Genomic DNA, 17,659 nt, shown 5'->3' with positions numbered 1-17,659 from the left:
CCTCTTTTAAGTTTCATTGAATATAGCAGATTGCAGTAATTTTCTATCCACTTTTCCTTTTTTATTTAATGGTAACTCATCCAAAAAAGTATACTTTCTTGGTCTCAGGTGAGTAGACAAATTTGAAGTTTTACAATAGGAATCTAAATCCAGAAAATTAATAGTATCATCTTTAGAAACTATGTAAGCAGATATCATTTCTCCGAGCCTTTCATCTGTCTCACCTACTACTACCGATTCAACTACAGATGGATGATCATTAAGAATTTGCTCTATCTGATGTGGATGTATATTTTCTCCATTTGAAAGAATCATTTCATCCAATCTTCCTACTACAACTAATTCACCGCTTTTTAGTGTCCTACCAATATCCCCCGTATGATACCAGCCGTTCTTAATTACTTTAGCAGTCTCATCTGGACGATTCCAGTAACCTTTGAAAGCTTCATCTGAATTCAAGCTTACTGTAATCTCTCCAACTTCTTTTTTGCTTTTGGAATCAATATGATATTCCCCGTTAATTGGAATTATTTTGATTTCACTATGAAGCCCAGAATTTCCGGCACTCAAAGGATTGTCTCTGATTTTGTCAGATGTACTAATAGTATATATTTCAGTGCTTCCATAATGATTTATAAATTCTCGGGGTTGAAAATAATTTTCACATCTCTCGATTAAATTAGTGCTCATTGGTGCACCAGCATAAGAAATCACTCGAATTGAAGATACATCATAATACCTATTCGATATTGCCAAAAGATCATGAATTTGAGTAGGGGTCAAAAATAATGTTGTTATTTTATAATCTTGTATTTCTTTTAGAATATCTTCTGCATCATATTCAGTATGTACAAAGTAACAACCACTAAGAAACGCCATACTTAAAAAGGCCCTCATTCCCATAGTATGATAAAGTTGTACAGCACCGATTGTACTATCTCCCCTTTTATAAGTATTTTGTATAATATGTGCAATTGTAGAAGCATATTCATTTTTGTGAGTGCGAGGGACACCTTTTGGACGTCCAGATGTCCCTGATGTATAAAGTATAATTGCCAAATTCTCATCGTCTTTACTAATTTCATTTAAATTCCCATTACCGTTTTTTATCATTTCTGCAAAAGAGAAATCTGCTTCACCAAGTGTACTAATTATAATAAGTTCATTAATCGTTTCTAAATCTTTTATAATATTATTATTTGCATCTTTAAGGAATAAAACTTTAGCTTCGACATCATCAAGACAATATTTTATGTACTCAGAAGACATATCTATATTAATTGGAACATATACAGCATTAATCTTTTGGGTTGCCCAAAAAATAATTATATTTTCAATACAGTTTTTTAACATAACCATAATTCTATCTTGTTTTCCGATGCCAAGGTTGCTTAGTGAAATTGCCAATTTTTCAGCTTTATTATCAATATATTCATAACTGTAAAATTCACCGTCATATAAGACTGCAAAATTTTTGGGTGAACGTGATAGAGTATTATTATACATATCTGTAAGATGCAATCGTATTCTCTCCTTCATAAAATAGAAATAGGAGCTCTTCAATAAGAATGCTCCTATTATAATACTCAATCCGTTTATTGTCTATTCTATAGTGGATACGCTTTCAATTTTTGGTGTCTCTTTTTCTATAATTTTTATTTTGTCACCCCCTTCATTAACTGCTGTATCTTTGAAATCTTTTTGTTCAATTACTAATGATACAGCTACTCCACCTAAAAGTGACCAAAAGGGTGCACTAATACCGAAAAAGGAAATTCCGGATATTCCGATAATTAATGCGAAGAAAGCACCCACTTGAAATTTTGGTTCGGAGAATGCTGATTGTAGGGAACTGAGAAGTACACCAATCATAGCTAATCCTGCAATTGTTCCTACAAGTGTTCCGGGCATTGCTGTGACAAAAGGAACTGCTATCCCGGCAAATATTCCAAATAATATAAATAATGTTCCATTTATTATAACAGATCCATATCTTTTTTCCTTGTCTTCTCCCGCTTCTTCTGAAGCACAAATTGCAGTCATAGGTCCTGCAATATTGGCATTATGACCACCAAATAACGACGCCAATATTCCACCAACACCACTTAAAATGGTCATCATATTGATTGGTGGTTTGTATCCTTGAGATATTAACACACCAGTTGCCTGAGCATTTTCAGCACCTATTACTAATAGAGCCAATGGGATAGAGATGGAAATTATCGCCTCAAAACTAAAGGTCGGCATAACCAACTGAGGCATAACTAGAGCTGGTTCCATTCCGGACAGAGAGAATTGTCCCATAGCCAATGCTATTACCATTGTCCCAATAAAAGCGGGTAAAATTGCCGGAACTTTTTTGGTCAAAGCAGTTGATAGTAAATAGAGAACAACCGCCGTCCCTGCGATTAAAGGCGCTTCCTCTATAGATAGTATCATATCAGTTCCAAATGATATCATCGCTCCAACTATCATTGCCATCACAATTGGTCCTGGGATCCAACGCATAACTTTACCTATCATTCCACTGATTCCTAGTAATAAAACTATTATACCTGCGATTAAATAAGCTCCGGAAGCCTCACTTAATGTATTAGTAGTAAGTGCACCTGCAACAAGAACTGCTGCAGGTATAGAATATGCACCTGCAATTGGTTGACGATACCTTATTGATAAGAAAACCCCTAATATCCCTCCAAAAAAGTATATTGCGAATAGCCAAGATATTGTTTCCACTTGCGTTAATCCGCCGTTTTGAGCACCACCAATTACTATAAGAGCTGGACCAGTACAACCAAAAATTGCCGCTAAAACACCAGCACTAATTGTCTTGATATTGAGCGCTTCTCTTAATTTCATTCACCCGATCCCCTTTCTTTTAAAAGACCTTAATTGTTTTTTATCCTACGTTTTTTAGCAGCCTTTAAATTCGGGTTTTCTTTTCCCATAAAAAGCATCTACACCTTCTTTAAAGTCATGGGTACTTCTTAACAAACCATAAGCATATCCTTCTAGTTCTAATCCAGAACTTAAGGGTGTATCCTGTGAACTATTTAATACTCGCTTCGCTACTCGTTGTGCCACAGGAGAAAATTTGACCAGTTCTTCAATCAAATCATCCACTTTGTTCTCAAGTTCCTCGGGAGGAACAATCTCTGTTAATAAACCCCATTGAAATGCTTCCTGAGCCTTTATGTGTCTAGCACGCATGATCATATCTTTAGCCCTACCCACACCAACAATTTTTGCTATTCTCTGTGTACCGCCACTACCTGGTATCATTCCTAAATTCATTTCAGGAAGGGCCATTCTCGTATTATCTGCAGCAACTCTAAAATCACAGGCCATTGCAATTTCTAAACCTACTCCGAAAGTATATCCTTGTAATTGAGCAATTACAGGTTTTGGAGACAATTCAGGTGCAGCTACATTTTCATGTAAAAGTGAAAGTTCTTCAGGGGATCGTTCCATAAATTCTTGTATCGTACCACCGGCAGTAAAAGCTTTTTCTCCAGCACCTTTAATAACAATTACTCTAATTTTCTCATCCTTATTTAATTCGAAGAATATTTCTTTCAAATGAGCCCTTCCCTGATAACTTAAAGCATTCATCTTTTCTGGTCTATCTAAAATTATGGTTGCTGCCTGCGTTTCTTCATCTCTTTCTACTTGTATATGATCCCATTTTTGAGTATTAATTTCTGTCATCTTAAGACACTCCTTCTTTGAATATCAATTGGTTTTGTTGTTCTCTTAGCTTATTCCTCAGTATTTTTCCTACCGGGCTTTTCGGGATTTCATCTACAAATACATATTGTCTCGGTCTTTTGAAATTAGATAATCCTGGTTCACTTTTACAGTATTGATCAAGCATTTCAGATGTTAAATCTTTTGACTTAGTAACAACATATGCTACCACTTTTTCTCCCCATCTCTCATTTTTCACACCAACTACTACTGCTTCTTGTACATCAGAGTGTTTTGCTAAAATATCTTCTACTTCTAAGGGATGGATATTTTCACCTCCAGAAATAATCATGTCGTCTACCCTACCAACAACATAAAGATCTCCCTCTTCGTCTATTTCACCCATATCACCTGTAAAGTACCAACCCTCTCTCAAAGCTTTTTTTGTAGCCTCGGGTCGTTTCCAATAGCCCTGAAAAGCTTCGATTGATTCTGTATTTACTATAATCTCTCCTGACTCTCCCTGTGATACAATATCGTTCGGGGTTACATTCCCATCTGGATCCGGTGTAACAACTCTTATATACTGATGAAATCCTGCTCTACCAGCACATCCAGGTTTTTCATTTAAATAATTACAAATAGTATAAGTATAAACTTCCGTACTACCATAGTGATTTACAAAAACTTCCGGATTTAATTTATCGTATACATCTTCTGTTAGCTTTTTTGTCATTGCCGCTCCTGCATATCCCACTTTCTTCAGAGAAGACAGATTATAATCCTTAAATTTGTGATGATTTAATACATCATGAATAATTGTTGGCACTAAATAAACACAGCTAACTTTTTCTTTCTCAATTGTTTCAAGAACTGCTTCGGGTTCAAATTCAGGAATCATAACCAATGTTCCATTCAAGAAGGTCATAGCAAGAAGTGACCGCATTCCCATTGTATGATAAAGAGGCATTATACCTAATGTCCTCTCTTTAGTTATATATTCATTCTGTATTATATGTGCTGTGCTTGCACTATATTCATTTTTATTAGTTCGAGGAACACCTTTAGGTTTACCAGTGGTACCGGATGTATAAAGCATCAAACAAACATCATCATCAGTTAAGTTTGGTTTTATAAAATTTTCATTTTCCTGATTAATAAAGAACTCGAAATTTTGATCGGCTTTTTTATCTTTATGAACACTGATTAAAATAGGTTTGTTCTTTTTATTCATCGCCCCCATTAAAGCATCTTCACTTACTCTTTCGTAAAGAACCAATGTTGCTTCCGCATTCTCAACACAATACCTCACTTCTTCCGATGATAATCTGAAATTAATGGGTGTGAAAATAGCACCAATTTTTTGAGCTGCCCAATACATCGCCACCATTTCCATTCGGTTTTTTGTCAAGGTGACGATTCTATTTCCTTTTCTTATTCCAATCTTTTGTAAACTGTAGGCTAGTTTGTTGGTCAATTGATCAAATTCTTTATAACTATACTTTTTGTTATTTTCAATAATTGCAATCTCATTAGGATGTCGATTGACGGCAAATTCAAATAAAGATGATAAAATCATTTAATTCACCTTCCCTTATCATTTTTTTCTGAGACTTCTTGAATTGCATTTACTATACCTTCATAACCAGTACACCTACATAAATGCCCTGATAGCATCTCCCTTATTTCTCTTTCCGTCGGATTATTTTCCTCATACAAAAACTCCACAGACGACATAAGAATTCCAGCAGTGCAGAAGCCGCATTGTAATGCATGATGTTTAGAGAAAGCCTCTTTTAACTCTAGACCTAATTCCTTCTTTTGCAGGCCCTCAATCGTTTCAATCTCTGAACCATCAATTTGAACTGCGAACATAAGACAACTTCTAATAGCATGATCATCAATTATAATAGTACAAGCTCCACAGACACCATGCTCACAACCTACATGAGTACCTGTTAACCCAAGATCGTCTCTTAAAAAATCACTTAATAATTTACGAGGCTCTACGTCTACTTCGTAATCCTTCCCATTTACTTTAGTTTTGACAGTCATTTTTTCATTGCTTTTAATTTGCTGCATCAAATTGGCACCTCGTTTCTTTCGGCTCTTAAATACGCCCTCTTTATAACTCTTTTGATAAGTACTTTCGCAATATGCATACGATATTCAGATGAAGCATGTAAATCTCCATCAGGTTCAGCCATTTCAAGAATATTTTCAGCTACTTCATTTATAATTTCTTCTTTGAGACCGCTTCCAATTAGTGGTTTTAAATCTTCTTCATTAGCTAAAAATGGTATGGCATCTACTCCTCCTATTGCCAATTTCAACTTAATAATTTCGCCGGATAAATTGCGATCCATTAAACAAACTGCGGAAACTAAAGCGAAATCACCATGACGTCTACTAATCTCTTCAAACGCATAACCCTTCGGAATATCTAATATTGGGACTTGAATAGAAGTCAATAATTCATCAGGCATCATATCAGTAGTTAGATATGTGAGAAAAAAATCATTCAATTCTGTTTCACGAGTTTCCATTTCACTTTGGATTATTACTTTTCCACCAAGAATTAGAAAAACCAGAGGAAGTTCTGCACTGGGATCAGCATGAACAATACTTCCCCCTACTGTCCCTCTATTTCTAGTTTGTCTATGACCTATAAATTCACATGTTTCTCGTAGTAACGGTAATTTATCATATACTAAATCTGATCGTTCAAGAGTTCTTTGTCTCGTCAAAGTACCAATTTTTAATATATCGTCTTCAATTTCGATAAAATCTAAATCTTTAACATTATTTATATCAATTAAACAGTCTACTTCTGACATTCTCATATTTAATATTGGGATAAAACTCTGGCCACCTGCTAGAACTTTACCTTCATCACCATAGTTTGCTAATAGATTTAATGTTTCTTCTAGTGTTTGTGGACTGTAATAATCAAACTTTGCAGGTTTCATAAGCGACTCCTTTACTATTATTGCTTTTTTACATCAAGCTGCTTCCTGTTTCTTCTTCAGTTCATTTTTTGCTTTTTTGAAAAAATCATTTATTACCAATTTTGCGACCCCACCTAACATTCTCTGACCAATAGAAGCAATTTTCCCTCCTGCGTCTGCTTCGTATTCATATTTTACAAGTGTTTCGTTATCATCAATTTGCTCTAATTTAATATCCGCAACTGCATCTACAAGTCCTGGATTCCCTTCTCCATGTATAACGAGTGTATATGAATCCCCTTCAGTAATATTTTTCACTTCGATATCTGCGTCATATTTTCCTTTTACAGCTGCAATACCTACAGAGAGTTCTGCTTTATATTTATTGTCCTCAATTACATTAAATTCTTTACAACCCATAATACATTTCTCTAAAAGCTCAGGGTTTAACATCTCTTCAAATACCTCTTCTTTAGTGCCTGGTAAATTGATTTTCCCTTTTCCTTCCATTAAACTTCCCCCTCAATTAATTGTTTCTTTTCATTGATTTTTTTCCATATCATATTTGGCGCTAAAGGCAATTTATTAATTACAACATCTAATGGCTTAAGTGCATCATTAACTGCATTTGAAATTACTGCTGGCGCACTCATGGTATTACCTTCACCAAGTCCTTTTGCACCCAATGGTGTAAGTGGTGAGGGAGTCTCTTGATGGTTAATTGTTATTTTGGGCATTTCTGTTGAAGTTGGGCATAGATAATCCATAAAACTTCCGGTTAGTAGCTGTCCCTTATCATCGTATACAAGCTCTTCAAACATCGCTCCACCAAAACCATGAGCTAAGCCACCTAAAATCTGTCCATCTGCAATTTTAGGGTTCAGTAGTTTTCCAGCATCGTGAACAGTGATATAATCTAGGATTTTAACCTCTCCGGTTTCTTCATCTACCTCCACCGTTACTGCATCTACTACAAATCCATGTGTCGCTGATCCATTTACAGTATCATCTTCATTTGGTGCTTTTGCAGATTCAATATTGTAAAAAGCTGTTTCGTGAATCCCGGCTTCCATTCCGTTTGGTAATGCTTCCGTATTCCAATGGGCAGTACCTATCAATCTTTTCATTGAAATACTTTTATCTATATTATTTTTATCGAATACTCTTCCTTCATCAGCAATTAAATTTTTTATAGGCACATCTAGTTGATACTCAGCTATTTTTAATAACTTATTTCTAACTTTTTTTGCAGCTTCATAAACCGCACTAGACCCGATTGGAGCAAATCTACTAGAATAACTTCCCGATGCTACTGACCAGGGACTAGTTCCAGTATCCATCTCTGCATGTACTTTTATTAAACTGTCATCTACACCTAGGACCTCACTGACTATCTGTGTCGCCACAGTTTCATGCCCTTGTCCAGTAGGCACTGTACTTATTCTGACATTAACGCTTCCCTTAGGATCGATACTCACAGTAGCTCCTTCCGCTGAACCAGATTTTGGTAAACCTTGGGCTCGCTCTTCTGGTGTTAGTGCAATTGTTACGTATCCCATATTCGACCCTGAAGGTTCAACTATACAAGCTAATCCAACACCCAGGTATTTACCATTTTTCAATGCTTCTTTTTGTCGCTTTCTGAAGTTATCATAATCTACTAATTCTAATGCCTTATTAAGAGCTCCTTGATAGTTACCACTATCATAGGTGCCCCCTGAAGCTGTGTGGTATGGAAATGAATTAGCAGGGATTAAATTCTTTTTTATTAAATCTGCTGGATCCATGTTTAATTTTCTTGCTATTATTTCCATCATTCTCTCCAATGGAAAATAGAGTTGTGGTCCTCCGTATCCTCTTATCAATCCTGTGGGACTTTTATTAGTCATCACTGCAATTGTTTCCATCTGTAGATTTTTGATATCATATGCCCCAGTTGTGTTTGAGTGTGTTCTATATAAGTTTGCCGGTTCTGGTGCACGTATATAACCGCCAACATTATCCGCCATTTTCATTCTTAGACCAGTAACTGTCCCATCCTGTTTTACAGCTGCATCTATCCAAGTTACTCTATCTGTTCCGCTTGAACTTGCAAGTAGATTCTCTTGCCTGTCTTCTATCCACTTAACTGGAACACCAACTACTCTTGATACGATTGACATGAGAACAATATAAGGATAACTTCCTGATTTTATACCGTAGCTACCTCCTATATCCTTAGGAATTTGTAATCTTAATTGATGACCTGAAACTTTTAATGCTGCTGACATAACTGAATGTAGTGTAAAAGGTCCATGAAAGTTAGACCAAACTGTGTACTGTTCTTCACTTTCTTTAAAATCAGCAATCATTCCGTAATTTTCAACTGGAGTAGCACTATATTTAGGAAATTTAAACTTTCTACTAATAACCATATCTGCTTCTTCAAAAGCTTTATTTGTCTCACCGTAATCAAAAAACCGATGGTTAACCACATTAGTTTTCAAATTTTCATGTAAAATAGGAGCATCATGATCCATAGCTTTTTCTATATCAACCACGGTGTCTAGTGTTTCATATTCAACCTTAATCTTATCTAATGCGTCCTCTGCAATATACCTGTCTTTTGCAACTACTACTGCGACTCCTTCCCCGACAAATCTCACTTTATCAATAGCAAGGGAATAATATTCTATAGGTTCTGAGACGCCGACAGGAAAAGGCTGTGATAACTCAGCAACTTCTTTACCTGTAACAATTCCTATAACTCCTTTTATTTTAAATGCTTCATCAGTGTGTATATTTTTAATCTTTGCATGGGAATAAGGACTTCTTAAAATAGCTGCATGGTGCAAATTTCCAAATGGGTGTAAATCATCAATATACGTGCCTTCTCCAGCCATTAATCTTGCATCTTCTACTCTCTTTTTCGATTCACCAATTTTGCTACTCATCTTACATCACCTCTTTTTTCAAGTATTTTAAGTATTCACTTTTTGTATCAATATCTTTTGGTTGTTCAAAATTAAATTCTATTAGTTGTCTATATCTTTTATTTTCTTTTATGATTTCATATCCACCTCGGTCACCTTCAATTTTCAAAATTTCTTTGAATAATGTCTTATTAAATATTACAGGATGACCTACTCCGTCTATATATTGTGCCTGTGTAATAAGAAAATCCTTTTCTATATGGTGTGAAAATAGTTTATTCATTATTCTATAAGAAATATCTGGTTGATCTGCAAGTAATACCATTATATCGTCAGCATAAGCTTGGACACTCTCTAGTCCTAATTTTAAGGAGGAGGACATTCCTTTATTAGAATTATTATTCCAAACTATATTTATTAACTGTCCTTCTAGATCATTCTCTAAAAATGAAAAATCTTTGTTTAACACAACAGTAATACTTTTTGCTTGGCTCGTAAGTGCGTTTCTAACCACATTTTGAAGTATAGTTTCCTCTCCTATTGACATTGCTAATTTAGGCTCACCCATCCTAGTGGATTGACCGGCAGCTAATATTAATATGTGAATATTTAATACCTCCTTTTTTAGTAAGCGTTTTCATTTTTATCCATGAATAGCTCCGCTTTTCTGTATTAAAGATTTACCATTTTTGTTGTTTTTAACTTTTAATATTTCAGCTAGAATACTCAATGCTATTTCTTCAGGTCCTTCGGATCCAATATCGAGCCCTACTGGAAAATGTATGTTTTCTTTTGAATAAATGACACATAAAGAATCCAGAAGTTTGATAGTCCTTTTTCTTGAACCTAAGATACCAAGATAACTGAATTTTTTTGAATATAATTGTTCAAGATAAAATTGATCTTTTTCAAAATTATGAGACATGATGACTACTGAAATATCACCTTCGAATGATAAGTTGCCAAAGTTTTCTTCATTCGAACATAAAATTCTTTTATCAGCCATATCAAACATCTTACCTTCAACATGAGCAGATCTGTAATCAGCAACTGTAACGAACCAATTTAAATGTTTTGCTTGTTCAGCTAACGTAATAGCATCGTGTCCCCCTCCTAAAATAAGAAGTTGTGGTATGGGTCTAATTGTTTCCAAAAAACAATTAATTTCAATTTCATTTTTACCACTTTCAGATAAAGCATGAATAGTAAATTGAGAAAAATCATCATAATCACTATCATTAAAAGTAATAAAATATTTTTGGTCCTGTTTATTGAGAACAATACTCATAGTATCTTTGTCGAAAATACTCAAAGTCCCAGGTGTTATTGTAGTTTCATCATCACTATCTAAAACTGTTAAAACTCTGTAATTGTCATCACTTTTCAAAGCATTTGAATAAACATTAATAATATTTTGTGCCGATTTTGACTGATTAATTGGATCAAAAATTTGAAGAAAAATTTCCATTCCACCATCACAGCCCACACCAAAACCAAAAATTGGGTCATCATCTTGTAGGTTATAAAATATATGGCGAGGCTCACCAGATTCTAAAACTGCTTTACAGTGTTCAAAAATATCTCCTTCCACACATCCTCCACTTAGCACACCCTCAAATCTACCATCTTCATAAAAGATACTTTTAGCGCCCACTTGTCTATATGTGGAACCAACGGTATTAACTACTGTTGCAATAACTACTTTATTTCTATTTTCCCAATTTTTTTTGAGTTCTTCCATGAAAGCCAGCACTATTTTCACCTCCATAGTTTTATGTGTAACTCCTATTATAAAGTCATATCATTTCAATAAATTAAATATTCTGTCATTATAAATATTGAATTTTTATTAAAATATTAATATTGGAAGAAAAGTTAAAGATTAAGCAAATAAACTTTAAAAATATTGCTGTATCAACAAAACATTTAAAGTTTTAGTTATCTTAATGAGTTTAAATATTATTTTTAAAATAATTTTCACCAAGTTAGCGTAAGAACCGTAATTTTTTAGGTTTACGCCAAAGTAAAACTGTTGGTTTTTGACAATCGAAATATTGGTGACAACATACGTTCAGATTACTCCCATTTCATCCGATAAGACTGACCGGTGATTTTATAGATTTTGCCATGCTGAATCATACGATCCAGCATGGCAGCAGCGATCTCCGAACCTTTAAACAGTTCTCTTTAGCCCGACAGGGTAGTATTGGTCGTAAATATAGTGGAGCAGGTTTCATATCGTATGTTCAATAGCTGGAACAGGAGATCCGCCTCGTGTTTTTCAATGGGCAGGTAACCAATTTCATCTATGACAGCAGTTCATATTTCGCATACCTTCGGAGCACACGCTCCAAAGTCCCTTTTTCATAGGCGGTCCGCAGCCGGAGTAATAACTCATGACAGTTGATAAACGGGGTGCGTTTGTCCTGTGCGCAGGCCTCAATACCCAAAGCAATCACCAGATGCGTTTTACCCACGCCCGGACTCCGATGAATATAATGTTTTCACAGCGGTCCATAAAGCTGAGATGCCTGAGCTCCAATATTTCTTTTTGATTCAGACTGGACTGGAAATCAAATTCAAAGGTATCGAGTGTCTTGGTTTTAGGGAAGCGTGCACGGTGGATCGTACGCCGGGCTTTCACCAGTTAGAGTCCTGGGCAAACTAAAAAAAGATGACCCCGAAAGTCATCCTCAGAAATTATTTTTATCTTTTAACGGTCATCCAACTCTTTTTTCAATGACTGTTAAACTCCCAACGGTCATTCAATCCTCCTTTCAATGACCGTTAAAGCAAAAAAAGACCTCCTGATAAAATCCAGGAAGCTGTTCATTCGATACAATATATTTAATTCATTTCAGCTGTATCCTGTCTATCCGCTTTTGCGATGCCGATTCCGCTAAAGGAATAGAACATTGCAAATACAACACATAGATAGCATGGGATGGCCCACACCCAATAATCTGCCACACTGACTCCAAGTACTTCCCAATAGTAGATTCCTGAAACGCCCCAGGGCACAAACGGGAGCAGCATCGTTCCCGAGTCCTCCAGCGTCCGGGAAAGGTTCTTCGCATGAAGGCCTCTTTTAGCGTAGGCACGCTGCAGCAGCACACCGACCATAATGATTGAAATGGAAGCGACACCGGCAGTAAAGATGATGATCACACTGCCCACTATCGTTACGCCGACCAATTGCCATGTGGAGTGGATCATGCTGGAGAATTTCTCCAGTATTTTATCCAGGCACCCGGATGCTTCAACGATGCCTGCGAAAGCATATCCACAAAAAATCGTCACTATAATGGTGGTCATCGAGAAAATGCCTCCGCGGGCAATCAGTGATGTCACATTTTCCGAGAGCGTCTCCGGATTGAAATCTGCAGCCTGGATCATGCCCACACTGAATCCATCCGCCATCGAAGTAAAGCCGTCAATGAATGTAAAGCCGTTGGAAAACATGCCGATGAAAACGGCCACTACAGAAGATAACAGCATCATGGGGACGACCGGTTTCTTGGCAAATGCGCCCCATAAAATGATGGCGAAGGGAATCAGCATAAACAGGTTCCAATTATAGATGAGATCCAGTTCATCCAATAATGACTGTACATTGCCAGATGTCGGCGCCGCATATTCCGTATTGATCCCCACAAAGAACCAAATAATCAAACCGACGATGGAAGCAGGCACCGTCGTCCACAGCATATGCTTGATATGCTCATACAGATTGACCTCCACGACCAGCGGGGCAAGATTGGTTGTATCGGATAACGGAGATAATTTATCCCCGAATACACCGCCTGAAATCACTGCACCGGCAGCCATGGCCAATGATACATCGAGTTCTGCAGCGATCCCCATAAGGGCAACCCCCGCAGTTGCGGTGGACCCCCACGCAGTTCCCGTGGCCACGGATACCACCGCCACGATGACAAATGCGGTAACAAGGAAATATGTAGGACTGATCATCTGCAGGCCGTAATATATCAGCATGGGCACGGTGCCTGAATATATCCATGTGCCGATAATGATGCCTACAGAAAACAGTATGAAGATGGCAGGCATGGCGGTTTTGAGACTGACAATGATACCTTCCTCCATCTCACGCCACGATAATCCGACACGCATGGCGATGATTGCGGCATATGCCGCGGCAACAAGCAGCAAAGGCTGTATGGGTATGCCAAAATAGCCAAATCCTATGCCTATGACCAGCCCCAAAAAGATAAAGCATGATATTGATTCAAAAAATGTCGGTTCTCTCTTCATTTATCCATCCCCCGATCATGTAGTTTCACTCATCAGACGGTATTGATTAATTGCTGTAAAGTATAATCAGAAAAACCCAGGCTTTCCAAAGTGAGTCCCTCTTCATAAAAATCCTGCTCCAATAAAGTGCCGCCCAGCGTAATGACCGCATCAATATTCAGGGTCTCGACCCCTGCCACCCTTCCCAGCCCGGACCATAAAACAAGCCCGTTCGAAATATCTTCTGTAAAATATCTGGAGTCGATTGAAACAGGCCCCTTTATCTTTGTATACACTTCACTGGTATTGAACAGCGTCTGGAGACCTCTGCCGTCATCTTCAAAGTAGCCTCTGCCCGCTCTGCTTTCTACAGCATCTTCCAAGTCGAACCCGAAAGCTTCTCCGATGTTCAAACGCTCCCGTTCTATCGCTTTCAGGACTTTGACTGTATGCTCTGTAATCCCCTCTTTATAGAGCCAGAATTCACCATTTGAGTAATCGATTCTTCCTGCGTTTAGTAAGGCCGGACCAGGGTGCACTTCAGGATTGCCATTCTCTAATGTTGTATGCCAGATGCTTTCAGCCGGAACGAAACAATCGTACAGTTTCGAACATATATCAATTAAACGATCGGTATTTGAACTCGGGTAGGCTGAGAAGAAAATCTTTTTGACGTATAAGGAGAGCTCCGCCCGCGCTTCCTCCGGAAATGCACGGGTGCCGTATGTAAGTGAATTCGTTTCAGCAATATTGAATGATGTATCTATTCCCAATTCTTTTGCTTTGTTCACAAATCTGACCGAACCCATAGAACCTGCACTATTTATCAATATAATCTGTTCTTCGCCTGTCACCGGCGCAAGTTGTTCTGCGATATTTTCAATCGCAAAGCTCGGTACCGTCAGCATAATAATCTCCGCATCTTCAACCGCTTTTTCTATATCTGTCGTGACATTGGAAAACTGAATGAATTTTTCCCCGTTTTCATCCTGCAGCATTATCCCCTTGTTCCTCTTTATCCCTTCAATATTTCCGGAAAAAGCCGGTATTTCATACAGTGAAACTGAAAAACCCCTGTTTGTTAAATCAGCAGCTGCAGTAATACCGCCATTTCCCGCCCCTATAATAGCGACTTTTTTGATTTTCATTTACTGACCCCTTTTCAAAATAATCAAATTAATATTACCATAGTAATCCTTCCGGATAAAATTATAGTAACTTAAAAAGAACGGCTCCTCAGCCGTCCGCTAGTTCACCGACCCCAGCGAGTGCTTGAACAAGTCACTCCTGTATAAAATCCGTGTCTGTTCCATTATATTGTCCGTGTCTTCGTCCACTGTCTGCGATTCGTAGACGATGAGCGGCACGAGTTCATGACACTCCAGATTCCGCTGTTCGTTCAATGTGGGGAAAGCGGTGTGAATCTGTGTGTCCGTCGACTTCAAATTGGTAATACCGTTGTTCCTGTAGTAGTTGAAAACGGAAGCGAGCTGATCGGTCTCTTGATCAATATCCGGCACCACATCTTCCCTTATAAATGAAACGTGTATGGCACTCGGCACATGATTGACAATGCGCAGCCGCGCCACTTTATATATCTCAATACTGTCATCGACACCGAGCGCATCCCGGTATTTCTCCTGTTCCCTGTCTGTTCCATAACCCGCAAAGATGACCCTGCTTTCATAAGGGACGCCCTGTTCCTTCATTTTATCGGAAAAACTCCGCTTCCCCGACATATCCAATTCAATGATCGGGAGCTTCTCTTTAATAAAACGCCCGACTCCTTGCCTGCTGTCGAGCAGTCCCATTTTCTCAAGCTGCACCAGCGCATTCCGCACGACAATCCGCTTCACCTTATATTCATCAGCCAGCACGTTTTCACTCGGCAGTTTATCCCCCGGCCTCAGTTCATTATTCAAAATCATTTCCTGCACGGCATTCCTGATGATACTTTCACTTGAAACATTAAAATCAGACTGGTTCATTTCAGACCTCCGGACTCAATACATTATATGAATATCATATATCAATACGGTTTTTATTTCATCGTTGAAATGAAAATCACACCGCCATAAAAAAAAGATGCCATTTCACCCGGCATCTCTTCCATAACCATTCTTCTAAAACTCCACTCTGCTCATTTCACGTGTCACATTTTCAAACTTCCTGAATTTGAATTTCAACAGGTTGATCAGACTGAACACTATGATTGCTACAACGATGATTACAGCCAGATATACCATCGTCGATTGGGTCGTCAGCACCGCTTCAAAATCGAAGATGACTTCCCGCATGGCTGTGACGGCGTAGCTCATCGGCAGTACCGGATGCAGCGTCTGATACAGATTGCCCGCTGTCTGGATCGGGAATGTGCCTGCACTGGATGACAGCTGCAGGATCAGCAGGATGACTGCGATGAACTTCCCGACGTTCCCGAGCAGCGAAACAAGCACAGTGATGACCAACAGTGCCGCCAGCGTCCACAGCAGCATGATCAGATAAAACTGTCCCGGTTCGGCGATTTTCAGTTCAAAACCGAACTTCAGTACTGAGAATAAAACCCCCGTAGAAAGGAGTGCATGCGTCATGACCAACAACGTTTTGCTCACTGTCATAGTGAATGTATTCCGATAGTTTTCCGTCAAACGGTTTAACGGATACAGCACACTGAATGCGATGCAGCCCAGGAACAGACTGACAGCTATAATATAAGGCGCAAGTGTCTGTCCATAATTCTCAATCTCGGTGACTTCCGTTTCCGTCACATCAATTGGATCTGCAATGAATCCTGCATTCTCGTCACTCAATACCAGGCCGTCGAATTCAGAGAGTCCGTCTTCGACTTCCGCAATCATTTCATTCAGCCCATCGTCCAGTTCTGTCAAACCTTCAGTCATCGACCGGCTGCCTTCAGCAAGTTCGCCCGTGCTCTGGGAGACACCGGGACCGACCTGATCGATGCCGTCCTGTACCGCTTCATTCCCGGCAATCAGTTCATCGACGCCGGCTGAAAATCCATCAAGCTGTCCCTGCATTTGAGGCGGCACCTGACTCTGCATGGCTTCGAGGTTTTTATTCATCTCGTACAGTCCGTCCGTGACCTGCTGGTTCCCTTCGGAAAGTTCACCCGCCGATTGGTTCATGGTCGAATCCAACTCCATCAGACCGGACTCCAGTGATTCACTGCCCTCGATCAGTTCATCCACGCCCGTCTGCATTTCAGTCAGCGCGTCCAGCAGTTCCTCGTTACTCTCCTTGGCGTCGTTCATGCTTTCGACCAGCGTCTCTGTATACATTTCCGTGATTGACAGACCGAGCTCGTCCTTTATCGCACTCCCTGCATTCGATCCCATCACGGAGCCGAGGAAGTTATATCCTGGATTGGTCTGGATCTCTATATCGATATTCTCGGCTTCGGACTTCAGCAGGTTCCCCGCTTTGTCAGATGCATCTTCCGGAATTTTCACGACTGCATATACTTCACCGCGTCCTAAGTCATCCGACGCCTCTTTCATATCAGTGAATTGCCACTTGAATTCTTCATTGTCCTTCAGCTCATCCACCAGATCCTGACCCAGACTTATCTCTTCTCCATCCAGCTCTGCGCCTTCGTCTTCATTCACCACATCGACTTTCAGCTGGTCCATACTATCGTAGGGATTCCACATAGAACCCAAGAATATCGTCGTGTAGATCGCCGGTATCGTCGCAATCGCCAGCAGCGAAATCAACAGAATCGGCTTCTTCAAAATATTTTTAAAATCATTAACCATTGCAAACCCTCTTTTTTAAAGTTATTATTTAATAAACACCATGTTCGTTATTTTACTTGGTGGTGATTAAAATGCAATCACCAAT

The 17,659-nt window shown here is 38.6% G+C and carries 14 protein-coding genes and 1 pseudogene; all 15 read right to left on the bottom strand.

What is annotated here, in order from left to right; translation table 11 throughout:
* Window positions 1–6: 6 nt before the first annotated feature.
* The 15 genes and pseudogenes from ACKRAT_RS04175 to ACKRAT_RS04105 all read right to left on the bottom strand — a co-directional run bounded on the left by ACKRAT_RS04175 (window position 7) and on the right by ACKRAT_RS04105 (window position 17,574).
* Window positions 7–1,521 carry an AMP-binding protein gene (locus tag ACKRAT_RS04175; protein ID WP_411843843.1) on the bottom strand — a complete coding sequence of 505 codons (1,515 nt, stop codon included), beginning with the start codon at window positions 1,519–1,521 and terminating at the stop codon, window positions 7–9.
* An 81-nt stretch (window positions 1,522–1,602) separates the two neighbouring features.
* A complete protein-coding gene (locus ACKRAT_RS04170) occupies window positions 1,603–2,859 on the bottom strand; it encodes a benzoate/H(+) symporter BenE family transporter (RefSeq protein WP_411843842.1) in 1,257 nt (418 codons plus the stop codon).
* 54 nt (window positions 2,860–2,913) lie between these two features.
* Window positions 2,914–3,708: an enoyl-CoA hydratase/isomerase family protein gene (locus ACKRAT_RS04165; RefSeq protein WP_411843841.1), complete on the bottom strand. Its 795-nt coding sequence runs from the start codon at window positions 3,706–3,708 to the stop codon at window positions 2,914–2,916.
* 1 nt (window position 3,709) lies between these two features.
* Window positions 3,710–5,266, bottom strand: a complete 1,557-nt coding sequence (locus ACKRAT_RS04160; RefSeq protein ID WP_411843840.1) for a class I adenylate-forming enzyme family protein — start codon at window positions 5,264–5,266, stop codon at window positions 3,710–3,712.
* Window positions 5,267–5,271: 5 nt separating this feature from the next.
* A complete protein-coding gene (locus ACKRAT_RS04155; RefSeq protein ID WP_411843839.1) occupies window positions 5,272–5,769 on the bottom strand; it encodes a (2Fe-2S)-binding protein in 498 nt (165 codons plus the stop codon).
* Window positions 5,769–6,656 carry an FAD binding domain-containing protein gene (locus tag ACKRAT_RS04150; protein WP_411843838.1) on the bottom strand — a complete coding sequence of 296 codons (888 nt, stop codon included), beginning with the start codon at window positions 6,654–6,656 and terminating at the stop codon, window positions 5,769–5,771. Before ACKRAT_RS04150 ends, ACKRAT_RS04155 begins: the two co-directional genes overlap by 1 nt.
* Window positions 6,657–6,689: 33 nt before the next feature.
* On the bottom strand, window positions 6,690–7,145 hold the full coding sequence (locus ACKRAT_RS04145; protein WP_411843837.1) for an SRPBCC family protein: 456 nt from the start codon (window positions 7,143–7,145) through the stop codon (window positions 6,690–6,692).
* The gene (locus ACKRAT_RS04140) at window positions 7,145–9,568 is read right to left on the bottom strand and encodes a xanthine dehydrogenase family protein molybdopterin-binding subunit (protein ID WP_411843836.1); all 2,424 of its coding nucleotides are present in this window, start codon (window positions 9,566–9,568) and stop codon (window positions 7,145–7,147) included. Before ACKRAT_RS04140 ends, ACKRAT_RS04145 begins: the two co-directional genes overlap by 1 nt.
* A gap of 1 nt (window position 9,569) precedes the next feature.
* Window positions 9,570–10,142 carry an NTP transferase domain-containing protein gene (locus tag ACKRAT_RS04135; protein ID WP_411844410.1) on the bottom strand — a complete coding sequence of 191 codons (573 nt, stop codon included), beginning with the start codon at window positions 10,140–10,142 and terminating at the stop codon, window positions 9,570–9,572.
* 48 nt (window positions 10,143–10,190) lie between these two features.
* Window positions 10,191–11,300, bottom strand: a complete 1,110-nt coding sequence (locus tag ACKRAT_RS04130) for an XdhC family protein (protein WP_411843835.1) — start codon at window positions 11,298–11,300, stop codon at window positions 10,191–10,193.
* Window positions 11,301–11,623: 323 nt separating this feature from the next.
* Window positions 11,624–12,191, bottom strand: a pseudogene (gene istB / locus ACKRAT_RS04125) (IS21-like element helper ATPase IstB).
* A gap of 203 nt (window positions 12,192–12,394) precedes the next feature.
* Window positions 12,395–13,819 carry a Na+/H+ antiporter NhaC gene (gene nhaC / locus ACKRAT_RS04120; RefSeq protein WP_411843834.1) on the bottom strand — a complete coding sequence of 475 codons (1,425 nt, stop codon included), beginning with the start codon at window positions 13,817–13,819 and terminating at the stop codon, window positions 12,395–12,397.
* A gap of 32 nt (window positions 13,820–13,851) precedes the next feature.
* Entirely contained in the window at window positions 13,852–14,946 is a 1,095-nt protein-coding gene (locus ACKRAT_RS04115) for an NAD/NADP octopine/nopaline dehydrogenase family protein (RefSeq protein WP_411843833.1), read from the bottom strand.
* A gap of 99 nt (window positions 14,947–15,045) precedes the next feature.
* Window positions 15,046–15,786, bottom strand: a complete 741-nt coding sequence (locus ACKRAT_RS04110) for a GntR family transcriptional regulator (protein WP_411843832.1) — start codon at window positions 15,784–15,786, stop codon at window positions 15,046–15,048.
* 135 nt (window positions 15,787–15,921) lie between these two features.
* Window positions 15,922–17,574 (bottom strand): YhgE/Pip family protein, encoded by a 1,653-nt coding sequence (locus ACKRAT_RS04105; protein ID WP_411843831.1) that lies wholly within the window; start codon window positions 17,572–17,574, stop codon window positions 15,922–15,924.
* Between the last annotated feature and the right edge of the window lie 85 nt (window positions 17,575–17,659).

This window comes from Salinicoccus sp. HZC-1 (genome assembly GCF_046736035.1).
In the GTDB taxonomy this organism is placed as follows: domain Bacteria; phylum Bacillota; class Bacilli; order Staphylococcales; family Salinicoccaceae; genus Salinicoccus.
Note: the sequence above shows the minus strand (reverse complement) of the source record. Positions and strands in the feature narration are given on the sequence as shown.